The sequence below is a fragment of the Chondrinema litorale genome (assembly GCF_026250525.1).
Classification (GTDB): domain Bacteria; phylum Bacteroidota; class Bacteroidia; order Cytophagales; family Flammeovirgaceae; genus Chondrinema; species Chondrinema litorale.
Map to the genome: position 1 here is coordinate 4,876,947 of NZ_CP111043.1, position 16,707 is coordinate 4,893,653.

The following is a 16,707-nucleotide window of genomic DNA, read 5'->3' on the forward strand; positions in this document are numbered from 1 at the left end:
TGTTTGCTACTTGTTACTATTTTTTCTTTCTCATTACCATAATAGGATTTGTAGTGTTTAGAGAGATCAGTTTTTCTGTTACACTACCCATTAAAAATGCATCCCAGGCTGAGTGACCTTTAGCTCCAATAATGGTGAAATCTATATTATTCTTCAAGATGTAATCATTAATATGTTTAGCAGTTCTACCTGTAGTATTTTCAATAAATACCTGCTTTATATTGCAATGATCTAATCCTTCTTTATCTAAATATTCTTTAAAAGCTTTCACTTTGTATTTGTGCACATCACCTACTAGTTCTCTATAGTTTACACTTACATTGTAATTATTAAACATTGGCACATCAAATACATGAAGACTTGAAATTGTAATATCTCCAATTGCTTTCTTTAGTAATAATCCGGTCTTTAATGCTTGATCTGCATTACCAGAAAAGTCGAATGGTATTAAAACATTCTCGAAAGGTAAATGGGCATTTTCAGGAATAAATACAATTGAGCAATTAGCTTCACGGGCAAGTTTATTTCCTGTAATACCACTACCCTCTGATATTTTTTTATTACCTACTAATATCAGATCAACTTTTTTAACATTTGTCCAATGAAGTAATTCTTGTAAAGGTCTACCCTCTGCAATTACTACTTTCATCTGTTTGTCATTCCAAGTACCATAGTGTTTTAGTACTTCATCTTTAATTTTTCCTCTCAGTAATTCATCTTTTGGAGTAGCAACTGCTGCTGCATTATTTGAATACTCAAAATTCAAATAATCGGGCATCTCTAAATCCCTGTCAACATGTACAAAGTAAATCTTTTCTGGATTTACCATTGATGCCATATAATTGGCAAAACGCAAAATTTCCCTATCAAAATAAGTGTGGTCTAAGGCGACCATCATGCGATTAAACAATTTCATTTTCTTAGAAGTTAAGGTTAAGAAATTTTGGCATGTATAGTAGTTAATTGGATTAAATCTATGAATAAGATTATCCAATTCACATGAGATATGTCAGGAATAGTAGTGAATTTGGTCAAAATTTATGACCTGCGATTTTATTACTTTACTTAATTACAGCCTTCTTAAAATTTCAATAAAGAATAACCTTTAAGCTGATAAGTTGTAAGCAATGTTAAAGCAGAATAAGAAATACCTATGTCTTTGTTAACCCATTCTCTTTCATAGTTTCTTGCTAATAAAGATTGAGCACAAACATAAATCTCTACACCAGATTTTTTTAATGCGCCTATTAAGTCAATATTTGGATTATCAACTTCAAATTTTTCTTTGTGGTGCTTATTGTCTAACACTGCGGCAATAGCTTTAGAATGTATTACGGCTTTTACATGCATGTTTTTTAGAGGTACACCTGCTGCCACATGCAAATTCATCATTCTGGCAATATTATGTAAAGATGGATTTACTGCATTTGCCGAATCACTACCCATTGTTACATCAATAACAATATTGTATTCTAAGCTTGGATCTGGTTTTTCGTCTGGAGATTCAATTTCATATATGCCTCCAAAGCCGGGAACTGCTGGTGAAACTCGATCTTGAGAAAATGCAGGATTGAAAGCCAATAATAACAGCGCTGCGAAAAGTTGTAGTTTTAAGTTCATTAAAGTTTAGTTAAATTTATTTTACTATACCAAGTTGTTGTGATGCTATTTTTCTTTTTATGTCATATGGAGTTTGCCAGCAAGGATTTGTAGACTTATCCCAGCAAAAAACAGGTATGTCTCCTGCTTTAGCAAGATGCTCCAAAAGCGCTGTTTCTTCTTCGGGCTCTCTTCTAAAAGTAAAAGGATTTCTATAGTTTTCTTTCTTACCTAACTGATAATATTTTGCATCGTTTTGTTTAATAAGATCAATTAGTTCTTCTCCTCTATGGAACATTCTGTTTAAAAATCGCAAGCTAAATGGGCCAATATTTTTTCTATTTACTTTATCTTTTTTCACCCATTTTGCCCAATCAAAACCATAACTAAAGTCGTGTATGTATTGAAATTTTATGATTGAATGCTCGCCAAAAACATTGAGTAGTTTTTGCATAATTTCAAGAAAATTTTCCAGATACTTCCCGAAACCTACTGTACTTTCTTTCATCTCATAGTAAGCACTAAAAAAGATAAAATCCATATCCCAAAATATATTTTTAGGAAAATGATACAGCTCTGCTTTTGTTACTTCTTGGAAAATCTCACAGAACTCTAAGCAAAGTTTTTCATCTTTTTCTTCTACATACAAATTTTTTCCCAACTCATAATATGTGGTAGCTTCTCGCTTTTCTGGCGAAAGCGATTTTCTGAAATTTATCTCGTAGTTTTTAAAGAGTTCGTCTGTTTGTTTACATACTCTGGCTACATCAGATTGCTCATATAATTCCGGTTCCCTCATATATTTTTACTCAATATTCTGCTAGTTGAAAGTTAACACAAAACTTCAAATTTTGGCTAACTAATCGTGTTTTCTATTAACAATAGAATCGTTTCTCGGTTAGAGATTTTAGGAAAAATCTAACTTTAAGGTAAAATAAAGGATTTTGATTTGTTATTAAGCATATTAGATTTTTAAATCCATTACAATTGCCTTTTGGTATCATATAGATTTTGATATAAATTTAACCCTTGCTTAAAAGGTTTTTTGCTTAAAATTAAGACCTTGACAGGCAAGTTATTCTATCAGAAAAAAGAATTAGAACCAGTAAAAATCTATCATTTTAATCGGATTATAATTATGGAATTAAATAGTTTTACTGAGAAAGTAAAAGAAATTGTAGCTTCGAAACCTAGCTTAGGAAACACATTAAAGTTTGTTTTTGAAGAAGGTGTTATTTTTATTGATGGCACGGTTGAGCCAAGTGTTGTTTCAAACGAAAACAAGGAAGCGGCATGTGAAATACATGTTAGTATGGAAGATGCCAGAGCTTTTCTTGATGGTCAACTAAACCCTATTGAAGCCATGATGGAGGGAAATTTAAAAATTGAAGGTGATGTGGCAGTTGCAATGAAAGTGGTTGAAATAATGACTACTTAATTAAAAGATACTTCTTAGTAAGCCTTGTTGAATTCTTTTTCAGCGAGGCTTTTTTTATACCCTCAAATAAATAAATTATTTAAGAAAAAGAACATTAACTGTGCTCCAAATACATATACTGCAAATAGGTTTTGCTTTTTAAAATTAAGAAAGTAAAATAAAAAACAGGGAATTAAACCTATTATAAACCAAGCAAAATAGTTTTGTAGTGGAATTTCATTTCCAGCCCAAGTCCAAAAATCGTATTTAATCGCAACAGGCTCTATCAATAAATCTAAAATCACCATTAGTAAAGATGCTGCCATTGTTCTGATGTATATGTTAGAAGAAACACCAAACATTAAACTACTACACACATAAGAAAGTAAAAACCAGTTTATTCCGATTACCAAAGGAACCTCCAAGAATTTCCAACCTAATGTAGCGCCATAAGCATATTCGCCAAAAATAACTCCAGTAGCAACGCCCAATACTTCTGCAAAAAAACCTGTGAGCATAGCCATTATTACATACACAAAAAACTGCCTGTTCCAGTCTTTATGGAAATAAAGTAACATAGCCGAAGTAAGTAATAGATTTAATGGTGTAAGAGAAATAAAACTCTCAAATGGTGTTAGCTTTTGCATGTATTCGTTCATTATTGGCACATGCATCCCTAAAAAACCAAAAAAATACAAAGCAATTAGAAAAATAACCGATGGTTTAAAGAATTTTCTTTTTTGATAGTGCAATGGTATATTTTGATTTGTGTTTGTATTTAATTGGATACTCATTTTTTAAATTTCAATCTTTAAATAATTTCATTTCGTGGCAAACCCCATGTCATCATTACCATTAGTTACAGTAATTTGTTTGTGTTATAACCATCAAAATTATGTACTGGAAAGTATCAACTCTGTATTAGCACAAAGTTATACACAAATTGAATTAATCGTAGTAGATGATGCAAGCACAGATAACAGTCAAGCTTTAATCAGTAATTTTATTAAAGCTCATCCTCAGATTACTTTTATCCCCCTAGAGACAAACCTTGGTAATTGCACTGCATTTAATAAAGCTTTGGCTAAAGCAAATGGAAAGTATATTATTGATCTAGCTGCCGATGATTTATTGTTACCAGATAGAGTCTTAAAGCAAGTAGAAACATTTGAAAACCTTTCTGAAGAATATGCTGTAGTTTTTACCGATGCCTATTTGATTGATGAATCTGGACTGAAAATTAAAACATTTTACAAAAGAGATAAAGCTGGTAAACTCATCGAAAATGTACCTACTGGAGATATTTACATACATCTTATAAAAAGAATGATATTATCTTCTCCTACTATGATGATGCGTAAAAAAGTATTGGATGAATTAGGTGGTTATGATGAATCTCTTAGTTATGAAGATTACGACTTTTGGGTAAGATCTGGAAGAAAATATAAATACTTTTTCCTTAACGAAATTCTTACAAAAAAAAGAGTTATAGCAGAATCTCAAGGAGCTGGTTTTTATAAAAAAAGATTAAACAAGCATTTGATATCTACTTTGAAAATTTGCAATAAAGCACTAGAGTTAAATAAATCTAAAGAAGAAAACGACGCACTTGGTATATCTGTCAGTTACCACTTAAAACTAGCCTTTTTAACAGAGAATTTCGAAATCTGCGAAGCTTATTACTCTTTTCTAAAATCGTTTAAGCAGCCTAATTGGAAAGATAAATCATTTCGCATTCTTGCCGCATTTAGAGTAAAGGTTAATGCCATTTATAGTCTTTTCCTCAAGCTTTACAGAGGTATTCAAGTTTAAATTGAGTTAAGCAACATTCTGGCGATTATAAAGTATACTGCCAAACCCAATAAATCATTAGCAGTAGTGATAAATGGCCCAGAAGCTAAAGCGGGATTAATACCTAATTTATTCAGAAAAAGCGGTGTAATGGTTCCCATTATAGAAGCTAGCATTACCACACAAAACAATGCAATGGAAACAATAATGGCCAGTTCGATTCCTTGAAAGAAAAATATAAAGCAAAATACAACGGATGAAATAGCCATTCCGTTGATGACCGCTACAGAAAGCACCTTAATTAACCTTTCTGCGGCTGTACTTCCTAACATGGCTGCGGGGTTTGCCAAAGCTTGCACCACCAATGTAGAAGACTGAATACCTACATTACCACCAGTTGCCGTAATTAGTGGAATAAAGAAAGCCATTGCAGGTACAAGTTCCAGATCACCTTCAAAGAATCCCATGAGTTGTGCACCTAATAACCCTCCCATCATACCGATTAATAACCAAGGCAAACGTGCTCTGGAAAGCATCCAAACAGTATCGTCTTCTTCTACATTTTCAGAGATACCAGACATCATCTGTTGGTTCATTTCGGCCTGCTCAGTAATTACGTCAACAATATCATCAATAGTAATTCTACCAAGTAACTTACCTTGCATATTTACTACTGGTACAGCTTCCAAATCATACTTCTGCATGATGTCGGCCACTTCTTCTTTTTCGTAATAAGTTTGCACCAAGTGTAGCTCAGGCACACAAATGTCTTTTATTTTGGTTTCATCAGTAGACAGAATAATCTTCTTTAAAGAAACTCGACCTTTTAACATGCCTAGGTCATCAATTACATATACAGTAAAGATTTTCTCAACATTTTTGGTCTGTCTTCTAATCTCCTCAATACATTGTTTAATGTCCCAGTTGATGTTAGCTTTAATCAACTCTTTTGCCATTAAACCGCCTGCACAATCTTCGTTATATTTGAGAAGATCGGTAATGTGAGCAACTTTCTCCTTGTTCTTCATGGAGGCGATTATCTCCTCCTTCATCTTTACAGGAAGTCTGTTCAAAATATCGGCTGCATCATCAGAATCAGTAAAATCCATGTATTCTGCCAACTCTTCTGGACTAAAACCCTTTAAAAATTCTTTTTGAGTATCTTCTTCCAGCTCACTAATTACATCGGCACCAATATTTTTATCTAAAAGGCTTAGAATGTATCGGCACTCATCTGCTTCCATTCTATCTAGAATGATTGAGATATCTGCGGCGTGTAATTCTTTCAGAAAAGCCTTTATGTTTTTTGCATCCTTATTTTCAACTGAAGTTGAAAGGGTTTTTACAAAATCCATAGTAGGCTCGAAAGACATATATTATTCTGTTAGATGGTTCAAAATCAAAATTTCAGCTGCAAAGTTAAAAATACATTCTTAGACCATCACTATTTATTGAAAGATTGATTTGACTAAAATGAGCATTATTTTTATTTCTATGTCGAATATGAATCGTATGTAAACTCAAATCAAACACAAAAAGAAATACTCCTTGCAAAATAAGTCCATTGCCAAAACCCTTTAATCGATCCGGATTTTTTGAGATGTTTTTAGCCCTCTCTTTTAGTAACTGACCTGCTGTAATATACACCAAATCTAAACCTGCATTTAACAGTAAAACTTTTTCTGTTTTATACTGATCCGAAATTAACTGATAGGTTGATAAACTTTTTTTACGGTATTGCTCATTGGCTACATACCCACCACCAGCAATTGCGATATTTACCAAGTTCCAGTAAATATTCATTTGCTTAAAATACTTATCATCTCCATGAGCACTAGGTAACATTAATGCATTAGCAGCAATGTTACCTAAAGCCCAAGAACCAAGTACAGTCATGCCTGTTTTGGTAATCTTGTATTTTTTACCCTGAAAATTTTCTTGAAAATTCTGAGCATTTATAGAATTACAAAGAATTATGCTCAGCAATGTTACTATAATTAGCCTTAGCCTCACGATTTGAATCCTAGCAGATATTCAAATAATGACATACACAGTGAGTAAACTAGACTGAATAAAAAAGCACTCCATAAACCTTCTACAAAAAAACCTCCTACTAAACCACTGGCAAAGTATATAATAAAGGCATTAATTACTAGTAAAAACAGTCCGAGAGTAAGTATGGTAATAGGTAATGTAAAGAATACTAATATTGGTTTGATAAACGCATTTAGTAAACTCATTACAATTGCAACGATAATAGCAGTACCAAAACTTCTAACAGAAACACCGTAATTTTCAAGTAGAAAAGCAGCGAGCATAATCGCTACTGCTGAAATTATAAACCTGAATAATATTTTCAATTTGCGAAAAATGTTAAATGAGTGATAAAACTAATTAAACAACTCTGGTATTTGCAAAAGAATTTCTATTAATTTAGAAAAAATGTAAATAAACAGACTTTTTTCTAAATCAACGGAAATGAAAAACTCAAGAAGATCAGCAATTAAAAAAATTGCTGGAAATGCTGCGATGCTTACTGCTGCGGGTTCTGTGTTTAATCGATTAAATGCTTCTGATAAAATACTGGATGAGAAAACCAAAGGTGCTCTTAGCCACTCAGTTTGTAAATGGTGCTATAACGATATTCCACTTGAAGATCTTTGCAAAGCTTCTGAAAAGTTAGGACTAAGCTCAATTGAATTATTAGGTCCTAACGATTGGGAAACACTCCAAAAATATGGATTAACCTGTGCTATGGGTAATGGAGCTGAGATTAGCTTAACTGAAGGATTTAATCATACAGAACATCACGATCAGTTAGTTAAAAACTATAGTGAAATTATTCCTATTGCTGCCAAAGCTGGTATTAAAAACGTAATATGTTTTTCTGGTAACAGAAAAGGTATGGACGACGAAACTGGTATGATAAACTCAGCCAAAGGTCTTAGAAAGTTGATGCCACTTGCAGAACAACATGGTGTTACGCTTGTAATGGAGCTACTAAACAGCAAAGTAAACCACAGAGATTACCAATGCGACCATACCGCTTGGGGATCAGCACTATGCGAGATGGTAGGATCTGAAAGGTTTAAATTACTTTACGATATCTACCATATGCAAATAATGGAAGGTGATGTAATTGCTACTATTAAAAAATTTAATCCTTACATTGCTCATTACCACACTGGTGGAGTTCCAGGCAGAAACGAAATTGACGAGTCGCAAGAACTTTACTACCCTGCCATTATGAAAGCCATTGCAGAGACTGGTTTTAAAGGTTTTGTTGCACAAGAATTTATTCCAAAAAGAGAAGACAAACTCGCTTCTTTAAAACAAGGAATAGACATCTGCAATATCTAAAAACTATAAAGGGAGATTTAAAATCTCCCTTTTTTATGGCGCAAGTCTATTAATTTTCCAATTGTTTGCTTCAAGCTTATACACTATTCTATCGTGTAATCTGCTAGGCCTACCCTGCCAAAACTCTATTAGGTTTGGTGTAACAAGATAACCTCCCCAATGATCTGGCTTTGGCACTTCTTTACCTTCAAATTCTCTGACAAGTTCTTTTTCTTTTTGAATTAAAGCTTCTCTATCTTCTACTACCTGACTTTGTGGTGAAACGTGCGCACCAATTTGACTTCCTCTTGGTCTGCTATGAAAATATGTTGTTGATTCTTCAACCGAAATCTTTTCTACTGTGCCTTCTATTCTCACTTGTCGCTCAAGTCCTGCCCAAAAGAAGTTTAAACAAATATTTGGGTTCTGCGCTAACTCTTTCCCCTTTCTGCTGCTGTAATTTGTAAAAAACACAAAACCTCCATCCTCTATACCTTTTAATAGTAATATTCTTGATGTAGGCTTTCCTTCACTGCTTACAGTAGATACATTCATTGCATTTGGTTCAACCAAATCTGCATCTAGCGCTTCTTGAAACCAGTTTTTAAACTGAATAATTGGGTTTTTATCAACCTGATCTACATCCAATTCCTTTAAAGCATATTCTTTTCTAATTGCTGCTACATCATCCATAATGCTGATACTAAAAAGTTGATTAATCGTTATAAAAACATTTTAAAAAGTACTTAAATCTACTAAGTATTATCTGCACACAAAAATGGGAATGAACTTGCATTGTTGAAATGATTAATATCAGATTTAGCAGATAAATAAACTAACTAGAAAGTACCACTTCATACCTATATGAGGATAACAGCATGCTATTGAAGAGACTTTTTACTATATACTTTTTGTGCAATATATATCTGTTTTCAAATACAGCTTTTGCCCAACAGTTAAATTTTTCGCGCTTTACCAGTAAAGATGGCCTTGCCCAAAATCACTGTAGAACGATTACAACTGATAGTCTTGGCTATTTGTGGATTGGCACGCTGGAAGGTGGTGTAAGCAGGTATGATGGCCATGAGTTTGTTAACTACAACAAGAAGAATAAGCTTAGCAGTAATTTTATATATCAGATAGAATCAGACAGAAATAACAAAGTTTGGTTGGCTACAGAAAATGGAATTATTTCCATCCACGGCAAACAAATCAGAAACTATTTAGCTGGTGATACTATAAATCAAAAAATTCATACCTTAATTCCAGATCTTGAAAACAGGATTTGGTTTGCTCATCCTGAAAATGGCCCTGGTTATATTAAAGACGATGAAGTTTATTATCCCGAAATAGAATTTGCAGGAGATAAACACATCATTCATATTTTTTGTGATAGCCAAAACAGAATCTGGTTTTGTACTGAAAGAAATGGTCTTTTTGTTTACGATCATCATCAGGTTAAAGAAATTCCTATTAAACACAGCCGCTTAAAAAAAGAAATTGTTATATCATTTCATGAGAATAAAGATGGCACATTTCTACTTGGTAGCAGCAATGGACTGTTTAAATTAAATCAGGATTTAGACAGAATAATAGAATGGCAAACAGCGCTAAACAATAAGATTGTAACCTCAATTTACCAAGACAGCAAAAACCGAATTTGGTATGGCACTCTACATGGCGCTTATCTTCAGAAAAATGATTCTACTATCAATTTTATAAACAAAAGAAATGGCTTAACCGATTTTGTATACGACATTACCGAAGATTTTGAAGGAGGTATTTGGTTTAGCACTTTTAGGGGTGTTTACAGACTAAACAATCATTTCTTTGAGTCTTTTTCTACTTCTGATGGATTAAATGATAACCTTGTTTGGGCAGTAAAACCTATAGATAACAACAAGCTTTGGGTAGGTACAGAAAGTGGATTAAACCTAATAGAAAACAATCAGATTGTAAATATTCCTGGTATACCAAAAGATTTAAGTTTTTGGGCAAGTCCAATTATTACTGATGGTGAAGGTAATACATTATTTGGTTCAGAATCTTCTGTGTATAGCTACAATGGCAAAAAATTCAAAAAGCATCCAAAAGAAAATGCCATATTTAAAGAGTATTATTCATCAGCAATTAAAAGATCAAATGGTGATATAATTTTTGCTGGCAATAACGGTATTAGCCAATTTAAAGATGGTAAGTTTGAGCAATTTATAACTTCTACTGTTTTTCAAAATTTTCAGATAAACTCTATTGTTGAAGATCAATACGAAAGACTTTGGGTTGGTACAGAAGGTGGCGGTATTTTTATCTGGACTCCAGAAACTACTAAAAGATTATATACGGGTAATAAATATATTTCGAATGATGTAGTGAATGTAGTTTACAAAGACAGTAAAAATAATATTTGGGTTGGCACTTCTGGCAATGGCCTTTTTAAATTTCACGAAGCTATAGACAACCAAAAACCTGTAAGTTTCGAAGACCTCGATTTAAGTTCAACAAATATTTATTCCATTATAGAAGATAATGATGGCAATATATGGGCAGGTACCGATCAAGGATTAAACAAATTATACATTCTCCAAAACGACTACATCAAAGTAAAAACTTATGGAGAAAGAGAAGGATTTTTTCCGATGGAAGTTTGCCATAATGCGATTAACAAAGATGCAGAAGGAAGCCTTTGGTATGGAACTGTAGAAGGTGTAATGAAGATCAACCCGCATGATGATGCATTCACTAATGAATTGCCGCGTATTCAACTTACAGATATTCAGCTCTTTTTTAAAGATGTGCAATGGGAAGAATACAACGAAACTTTAGATGCATACTCTGGTTTGCCTTTAAATCAGCAATTAGAACTTTCAAGTGAAGACAATCACTTACTGTTTTTCTTCACTGGCATCGGTTATACCATTCCATCAAAAATAAAATATCAGTGGAGGCTCGAAGGACTTGAGAAAGAATGGCATCCACCATCAAATAATACTGAAGCCATTTATCCAAACATTCCTCCTGGTAAATATACTTTAGAGATAAAAGCCATTAACGCAGCTGGTCTATCTTCTGAAGAAGCTTATTCATTTAGTTTTTCTATAACAAAGCCCTTTTATCAAACAAGGGCATTTATGCTTATAGCCATCATTTTTTCTATCACACTTGCCTATTTCTATTACGCCAGTAGGGTAAATAACCTAAAAAGATATCAGCAAAGGTTAGAATCTAAAGTAAAGCAACGAACTAAAGAAATTGAAGAGCAAAACGACAAAATAAGAGCGCAAAGTAAACGACTTACAATTGCTCTCGAAGAAATTGATCAAAAAAATCAGGAATTAGTAAAGGCGCAAATGAGCCAGAAAAACAGCCTCGCCTATGCAAGAAAGATACAGAAAGCATTTATGTTTTCTGAAAACAAATTGAAAGAATGCTTGCCAAATTCATTGGTTTTCTTCCAAACTAAAGAGCTTGTAAGCTCCGATTTTTACTGGATTAATGAATATGAAGAGCACATATTTGTAGTTTTGGTAGACTGTACTGGCCATGGCGTACCCGGTGCATTTCTTTCTATGATAGGTTTTGAGTATCTAACCGAGATAATAGAAATGCAGCAAATACACGACCCAGCTACGATTTTAAAAGAGTTGAATAATAAAATTAGACATGCTCTACATCATTCAGAAGGCAAAGAGTTGGTAGATGGAATGGACGTTGCTGTTTGCAGAATAAACAAGAAAGTTAATACACTTACATTTTCAGGAGCCCGCAGACCTTTACATTATGTACAAGGCAATGAACTACATGTAATTAAAGGCCATTTTTCTGGTGCTGGAATCAATCTTCAAGAAGATGAGCCAGTGTTTGAAAATGTACATATCTGTTTGCATCCAGATACTAAATTGTTTCTTTTTTCTGATGGTTACCCTAACCAATTTAATAAGAAAGGGCAAAAATTTAAAATTACCAGATTTAAAAAGCTTCTATTAGATATTTCTAAAATTAATTGCGAAAAAGAACAACATGCACTGCTAAAAGAATCTCTTGATAATTGGATTGAGGATGTTGAACAGCTTGATGATGTAATGGTATTGGGTTTCAATTATTATAATGATAAGATTCCAGAAAAAATAGAAGCTCAAACCACAAAAGCCACTGATAATCAGCTATAATTTTTATCTTGCAACTTTTTAATTTTGCGACGGAATTCTTTTGCCTTTTTGTGAGGAAGCAACCTGATATTATATGTTAAAAGCTGAAAATATTAAGAAAAAATACGGTAGTCTAGAAGTATTAAAGGGCATCAGCCTAGAAGTGAAAAAAGGAGAAATTATTTCGATTGTTGGTGCCTCGGGAGCAGGCAAAAGTACCCTACTTCATATTCTTGGCACTTTAGATAAACCAGATGAAGGCCAACTTTTCATGAATAACACCCTCATCAACACATTAAATGGAAATTCACTTTCTAAATTCAGAAACGAAGAAATAGGTTTTGTTTTCCAGTTTCATAATCTTCTACCAGAGTTTTCAGCTTTTGAAAACATTTGTATGCCCGGTATGATTGCTCAAAAGAATGTTGTAGAGGTAGAAAAAAGGGCAAATGAACTAATGCAGTTGTTAAGGATCGACCATAGAAAGAATCATAAACCTTCAGAAATGTCTGGTGGTGAACAGCAAAGGGCATCTGTTGCCAGAGCATTAATTAATAACCCTGCTATTATTTTTGCAGATGAACCAAGTGGAAACCTAGACTCTGCCAATGCAGATGAACTCCACGAGTTATTCTTTAAACTGAGAGAAGAACTAGAACAAACCTTTGTAATTGTTACCCATAACAAAGGTTTTGCACAAATGGCTGACAGACTAATAGAAATTAAAGATGGTATGATTAAAGTTTAATTAACCAACAAGAAACAGTGTCATACTTCTGGAACCATGTGCACCGATCACTAATGACTGCTCAATATCTGCCGTTTTAGAAGGACCTGAAATAAATACACCATAGCCCGGCCTGTCTAATTCAAATCTTTTATAAGCCTGATGCATGTTCCAAATTAAGTCTTCCCTGTTTACTACCAACGCCATATGTTGTGTAATATAGGCATTTGCTCGGTGCACAAGGTCTTTCTCGCTTATCCAAACAGCACCATTTTCTGCTACTACAAATTCCCCTTTTAATACAATTAAATCTAGGTCTTTTAAATCATGGGGATCTTCAATTGAATTTATATCAAGCGTTGTTAAAGGAAAATTTTCAATATTAGCACCAATTACTTTTTTGTTTGGATAGGCTGCTTCTACTGCTGAAGGTAAAGCATCCATATCTTTAATTTCTTCTAACACTCCACCAATAATAGACATTACCTCTTTTAAAAAGGCAACTTTATCTACAGTTGAATTATCAAACTCAGGTATCTCTGGAAGTGGACTTAACTGAGGTTTATTCTTTTTAATGGCATCTAATATTTTCGACCTGCTACTCATTGTTGATTTTATAATTATAATTGTTTCAAAAAAAGCTTACTTCTTCACTCTATTTTTTAAGTACCAATCTCTAAAGCTTTCTTTTGGTGGTGGTGGTAAGTCTCTTGATTTACCCCAAACATTCCAAGGGCCGTTTACCAATGTTTTTGGAGTTACTTTTAGCATGGTTCTTCCTGCTTTACCTGCAGTTCTATACATATTAGGATGTGAAAACATATAACCTGCTACTTTCATTGCTTGCCTTTTAGACCAAGGCAATTCATGTTCTTTGGCAATTATCTGCCTCCATTTATATAATTGAGTATGGATATCAATTTTCACAGGGCAAACATCACTACAAGAACCACATAATGTAGAAGCAAATGGAAGTGTGCTATATTTCTTTAAGTCTTTTCCCGGTGATAAAATTGAGCCAATTGGCCCCGGAACTGTATATCCGTAACTGTGTCCTCCACTCCTTCTGTAAACCGGGCAAGTATTCATACAAGCACCACAGCGGATACAGTTTAAAGACTTTCTAAAATCGTCTCTACCTAATTGTTCTGTTCTACCATTATCTACAATAATAATGTGCATCTCACTACCCGGTTTAGGACCATGGAAATGCGAACTAAAACTCGTTATTGGCTGACCTGTTGCACTTCTAGCGAGTAAGCGCAGAAACACACCTAAATGAGCCGCTTTCGGAATTAATTTTTCAATACCCATCGAAGCAATGTGAATTGGAGCCAAACTAACTCCTAAGTCTGCATTTCCTTCATTGGTACAAACTACAACTCCACCAGTTTCTGCAATAGCGAAATTCACTCCTGTTAGAGAAGCATCTGCCGTTAAAAAATTTTGCCTTAAATGTTGGCGAGCGGCTTCAGCCAGATATTGAGGATCACTTGCTCCTGCTTCTGTCCCTAGTTTTTCGTGGAATAATTGCCCAATATCTTCTTTCTTTTTGTGAATAGCTGGCATCACAATATGACTTGGCGGTTCTTTAGAAAGCTGTACAATACGTTCCCCCAAGTCTGTATCTATTACTTCTATCCCCTTTTCTTCTAAGTATGGATTGAGATGACACTCTTCAGTAAGCATAGACTTACTTTTTACCAGTTTCTTAACCTCTTTAGCTTGCAGAATTGAATGAACAATTTCATTATGCTCTTTTCCATCTTGTGCCCAGTGGACTGTAATCCCGTTTTTCTTGGCATTCTCTTCAAACTCTATCAGATAATTATCGAGGTTAGAAAGTGCATGCGCTTTAATGGCTGAAGCAATCTGCCTAAGTTGCTCCCATTCGGGAATTGATTTTGCCGATAGGTCTCTTTTTGATCTTACATACCAAAGGGCTTTATCGTGCCAGTCTGTACGCGCTTCATCCTTATTAAAAATCGCTGCCGCTGAGGGGTGGTCCATACTGAATCAGTTTATCATTTATCTGTTATTGTAATCTTAAATTCTTCTTACCAAGCCAAACTATAAAGTTACTCCATTCAAAATTTCAGCAATGTGCATTATTTTAAGAGGCTGATCTTTTCTGCTAATAATTCCACCTAGATGCATTAAGCAAGACATATCTCCCCCTGTTAAAACCTCTGCCCCATGCCTTACATGATCGGCAACTCTATCTTTTCCCATTTTCACCGACACCGCTTCTTCTGTTACTGCGAATGTGCCCCCAAAACCACAACACTCATCTTTTCTATCTAATTCAATCAGTTCGATGCCTTTTACTTTTTCGAGCAAACCTCGCATCTTAGAAAAATCTTGACCAACAATTTCTGATGATTGTCCCAAGCGCATTCCTCTTAAACCATGGCAACTCAAATGTAAACCTACTTTATGAGGAAACTCGGCTTCTATATGTTCAACTTTTAAAACATCCACCAAAAATTCACACAACTCATAAGTTTTCGCTCGCACTTTTTTCACTTCTTCAGTTTGCTGTATCTTATTGAAATGCTCTCGCACATGCAACACACAACTACCCGTTGGCCCAACTATATAATCATAATCTTTAAAGTTTTCTACAAACAAATTAGCAGCTCCATTACCATCTGTCTCACAACCTGAATTGGCCATGGGTTGGCCACAACAAGTTTGATCTAATGGAAAATCAACTTCAACTCCTAATTTCTCTAATAATTCTAGTGTTGCTATCCCGACCTTCGGGTAAAACTGGTCTACATAGCAGGGTATAAATAAGGCAACTTTCATATTTAATCGCTTTGTTAAGCTAATTGTTTATGGCTTCAAAAAATTAATTGCTAGTCCAAAAAATCAGATGACCGAAGGCATACTTAAGCAGATAATAATCGCTCTAGCACATCCCCTACAAAATAAGCTAAAATAGCCGCTATACCTCCTAAAAGTACCGTTTCGGAAATTGCTTTCAGCATATTGGTATTCGTAACTTTTGCTTTCAGTATTCCGATAAAAACAAAGGCTATACTTGTTAAAATGCAGGAAATGAGAAAAATATGACTTTGTGGATAAGCAAAAAAATATGCACTAAAATAAACCGAAAGTGGAATAAAGCCGACAAGGTTAAAAGCGATAAAAGTTACTAAAGCCATATTGAGAGGTGGCTTAGAACTCGGAAACATTTCCAACTCATCTTTCATCATTACATCTACCCATCGATCTTTGTTTGAGGTAATAACATCTACCACTTGCTCTAAGAGCTCACCGTCAAAACCTTTCTCTCTGTAAATGTCTCTTATCTCCTGTTTTTCCATTTCTGGGATGTTCTCGACTTCCCAATATTCTATCTTTCGATGTTTTTCGTAATTCGCTATTTCAGATTTGTTAGAAAGGTAACTGCCGACAGACATAGAAAAGCCATCAGCAATGAGGTTGGCCATTCCTAAAATTATGGCAATAGATGCGTCTAAACCTGCTCCTGCTGCGCCAGCAACTACAGCAAAAGTAGTTACGCTTCCATCAATTCCGCCATAAACAAACTCACCAATGTACTCCTGATACTTTTCGAGAAATACACCACCATTATGTAGCTTGTCTTCAGGTTTTACATCCATTTGTGTTGAAAGAATTGTTTATCTAACACTTAAAAATACGGATGAAAACAGAGATAA

The 16,707-nt window shown here is 34.2% G+C and carries 17 protein-coding genes; 5 read left to right on the plus strand and 12 right to left on the minus strand.

Annotation, left to right across the window (positions count from 1 at the left end):
• Nucleotides 1-16: 16 nt before the first annotated feature.
• The 3 genes from OQ292_RS20135 to OQ292_RS20145 form a co-directional block, all read right to left on the minus strand.
• Complete coding sequence (locus OQ292_RS20135) at nt 17-916, minus strand: universal stress protein (RefSeq protein WP_284683942.1); 900 nt, start codon at nt 914-916, stop codon at nt 17-19.
• Between the two features lie 164 nt (nt 917-1,080).
• Nucleotides 1,081-1,620, minus strand: coding sequence for a DsrE family protein (locus OQ292_RS20140; RefSeq protein WP_284683943.1), 540 nt, complete (start codon nt 1,618-1,620; stop codon nt 1,081-1,083).
• A gap of 16 nt (nt 1,621-1,636) precedes the next feature.
• A complete protein-coding gene (locus OQ292_RS20145; protein ID WP_284683944.1) occupies nt 1,637-2,398 on the minus strand; it encodes a hypothetical protein in 762 nt (253 codons plus the stop codon).
• A 264-nt stretch (nt 2,399-2,662) separates the two neighbouring features.
• Between OQ292_RS20145 and OQ292_RS20150 the strand changes: the two genes are divergently transcribed.
• A complete protein-coding gene (locus OQ292_RS20150) occupies nt 2,663-3,037 on the plus strand; it encodes an SCP2 sterol-binding domain-containing protein (RefSeq protein WP_284683945.1) in 375 nt (124 codons plus the stop codon).
• A 62-nt stretch (nt 3,038-3,099) separates the two neighbouring features.
• Here OQ292_RS20150 and OQ292_RS20155 read toward each other — a convergent pair whose 3' ends face one another.
• Nucleotides 3,100-3,810, minus strand: coding sequence for a carotenoid biosynthesis protein (locus OQ292_RS20155; RefSeq protein WP_284683946.1), 711 nt, complete (start codon nt 3,808-3,810; stop codon nt 3,100-3,102).
• A 34-nt stretch (nt 3,811-3,844) separates the two neighbouring features.
• Between OQ292_RS20155 and OQ292_RS20160 the strand changes: the two genes are divergently transcribed.
• Nucleotides 3,845-4,828 (plus strand): glycosyltransferase family 2 protein, encoded by a 984-nt coding sequence (locus OQ292_RS20160; protein WP_284683947.1) that lies wholly within the window; start codon nt 3,845-3,847, stop codon nt 4,826-4,828.
• Here OQ292_RS20160 and mgtE read toward each other — a convergent pair.
• From mgtE to OQ292_RS20175, 3 genes are read right to left on the minus strand one after another with little or no spacing between them, the layout of a single operon-like run.
• Entirely contained in the window at nt 4,825-6,180 is a 1,356-nt protein-coding gene (gene mgtE, locus OQ292_RS20165; RefSeq protein ID WP_284683948.1) for a magnesium transporter, read from the minus strand. The two genes, OQ292_RS20160 and mgtE, sit on opposite strands and share 4 nt — an antisense overlap.
• Nucleotides 6,181-6,226: 46 nt before the next feature.
• Nucleotides 6,227-6,820 (minus strand): DUF6992 family protein, encoded by a 594-nt coding sequence (locus OQ292_RS20170; protein ID WP_284683949.1) that lies wholly within the window; start codon nt 6,818-6,820, stop codon nt 6,227-6,229.
• A complete protein-coding gene (locus OQ292_RS20175) occupies nt 6,817-7,167 on the minus strand; it encodes a phage holin family protein (protein WP_284683950.1) in 351 nt (116 codons plus the stop codon). Before OQ292_RS20175 ends, OQ292_RS20170 begins: the two co-directional genes overlap by 4 nt.
• Before the next feature lie 118 nt (nt 7,168-7,285).
• Between OQ292_RS20175 and OQ292_RS20180 the strand changes: the two genes are divergently transcribed.
• A complete protein-coding gene (locus OQ292_RS20180; protein WP_284683951.1) occupies nt 7,286-8,167 on the plus strand; it encodes a hydroxypyruvate isomerase family protein in 882 nt (293 codons plus the stop codon).
• A gap of 33 nt (nt 8,168-8,200) precedes the next feature.
• On the opposite strand, the gene pdxH is transcribed toward OQ292_RS20180, so the two are convergent.
• The gene (pdxH, locus tag OQ292_RS20185) at nt 8,201-8,842 is read right to left on the minus strand and encodes a pyridoxamine 5'-phosphate oxidase (protein ID WP_284686028.1); all 642 of its coding nucleotides are present in this window, start codon (nt 8,840-8,842) and stop codon (nt 8,201-8,203) included.
• 182 nt (nt 8,843-9,024) lie between these two features.
• On the opposite strand from pdxH, the gene OQ292_RS20190 reads away from it, so the two are divergent.
• Nucleotides 9,025-12,312, plus strand: coding sequence for a two-component regulator propeller domain-containing protein (locus OQ292_RS20190; protein WP_284683952.1), 3,288 nt, complete (start codon nt 9,025-9,027; stop codon nt 12,310-12,312).
• Nucleotides 12,313-12,385: 73 nt separating this feature from the next.
• Nucleotides 12,386-13,039, plus strand: coding sequence for an ABC transporter ATP-binding protein (locus OQ292_RS20195; protein ID WP_284683953.1), 654 nt, complete (start codon nt 12,386-12,388; stop codon nt 13,037-13,039).
• On the opposite strand, the gene OQ292_RS20200 is transcribed toward OQ292_RS20195, so the two are convergent.
• From OQ292_RS20200 to OQ292_RS20215, 4 genes are all read right to left on the minus strand, one after another.
• Entirely contained in the window at nt 13,040-13,624 is a 585-nt protein-coding gene (locus OQ292_RS20200) for a LutC/YkgG family protein (RefSeq protein WP_284683954.1), read from the minus strand.
• Between the two features lie 36 nt (nt 13,625-13,660).
• On the minus strand, nt 13,661-15,028 hold the full coding sequence (locus OQ292_RS20205; protein WP_284683955.1) for a LutB/LldF family L-lactate oxidation iron-sulfur protein: 1,368 nt from the start codon (nt 15,026-15,028) through the stop codon (nt 13,661-13,663).
• A gap of 60 nt (nt 15,029-15,088) precedes the next feature.
• A complete protein-coding gene (locus tag OQ292_RS20210) occupies nt 15,089-15,829 on the minus strand; it encodes a (Fe-S)-binding protein (RefSeq protein WP_284683956.1) in 741 nt (246 codons plus the stop codon).
• Between the two features lie 83 nt (nt 15,830-15,912).
• Nucleotides 15,913-16,650: a VIT1/CCC1 transporter family protein gene (locus OQ292_RS20215; RefSeq protein ID WP_284683957.1), complete on the minus strand. Its 738-nt coding sequence runs from the start codon at nt 16,648-16,650 to the stop codon at nt 15,913-15,915.
• Nucleotides 16,651-16,707 lie beyond the last annotated feature (57 nt).

Bases quoted from the DNA above. Each gene is read 5' to 3' on its own strand.
- OQ292_RS20135 (WP_284683942.1), bottom strand. From the start codon at position 916: ATGAAATTGTTTAATCGCATGATGGTCGCCTTAGACCACACTTATTTT.
- OQ292_RS20140 (WP_284683943.1), bottom strand. From the start codon at position 1,620: ATGAACTTAAAACTACAACTTTTCGCAGCGCTGTTATTATTGGCTTTC.
- OQ292_RS20145 (WP_284683944.1), bottom strand. From the start codon at position 2,398: ATGAGGGAACCGGAATTATATGAGCAATCTGATGTAGCCAGAGTATGT.
- OQ292_RS20155 (WP_284683946.1), bottom strand. From the start codon at position 3,810: ATGAGTATCCAATTAAATACAAACACAAATCAAAATATACCATTGCAC.
- mgtE (WP_284683948.1), bottom strand. From the start codon at position 6,180: ATGTCTTTCGAGCCTACTATGGATTTTGTAAAAACCCTTTCAACTTCA.
- OQ292_RS20180 (WP_284683951.1), top strand. From the start codon at position 7,286: ATGAAAAACTCAAGAAGATCAGCAATTAAAAAAATTGCTGGAAATGCT.
- OQ292_RS20190 (WP_284683952.1), top strand. From the start codon at position 9,025: ATGCTATTGAAGAGACTTTTTACTATATACTTTTTGTGCAATATATAT.
- OQ292_RS20195 (WP_284683953.1), top strand. From the start codon at position 12,386: ATGTTAAAAGCTGAAAATATTAAGAAAAAATACGGTAGTCTAGAAGTA.
- OQ292_RS20200 (WP_284683954.1), bottom strand. From the start codon at position 13,624: ATGAGTAGCAGGTCGAAAATATTAGATGCCATTAAAAAGAATAAACCT.
- OQ292_RS20205 (WP_284683955.1), bottom strand. From the start codon at position 15,028: ATGGACCACCCCTCAGCGGCAGCGATTTTTAATAAGGATGAAGCGCGT.
- OQ292_RS20210 (WP_284683956.1), bottom strand. From the start codon at position 15,829: ATGAAAGTTGCCTTATTTATACCCTGCTATGTAGACCAGTTTTACCCG.
- OQ292_RS20215 (WP_284683957.1), bottom strand. From the start codon at position 16,650: ATGGATGTAAAACCTGAAGACAAGCTACATAATGGTGGTGTATTTCTC.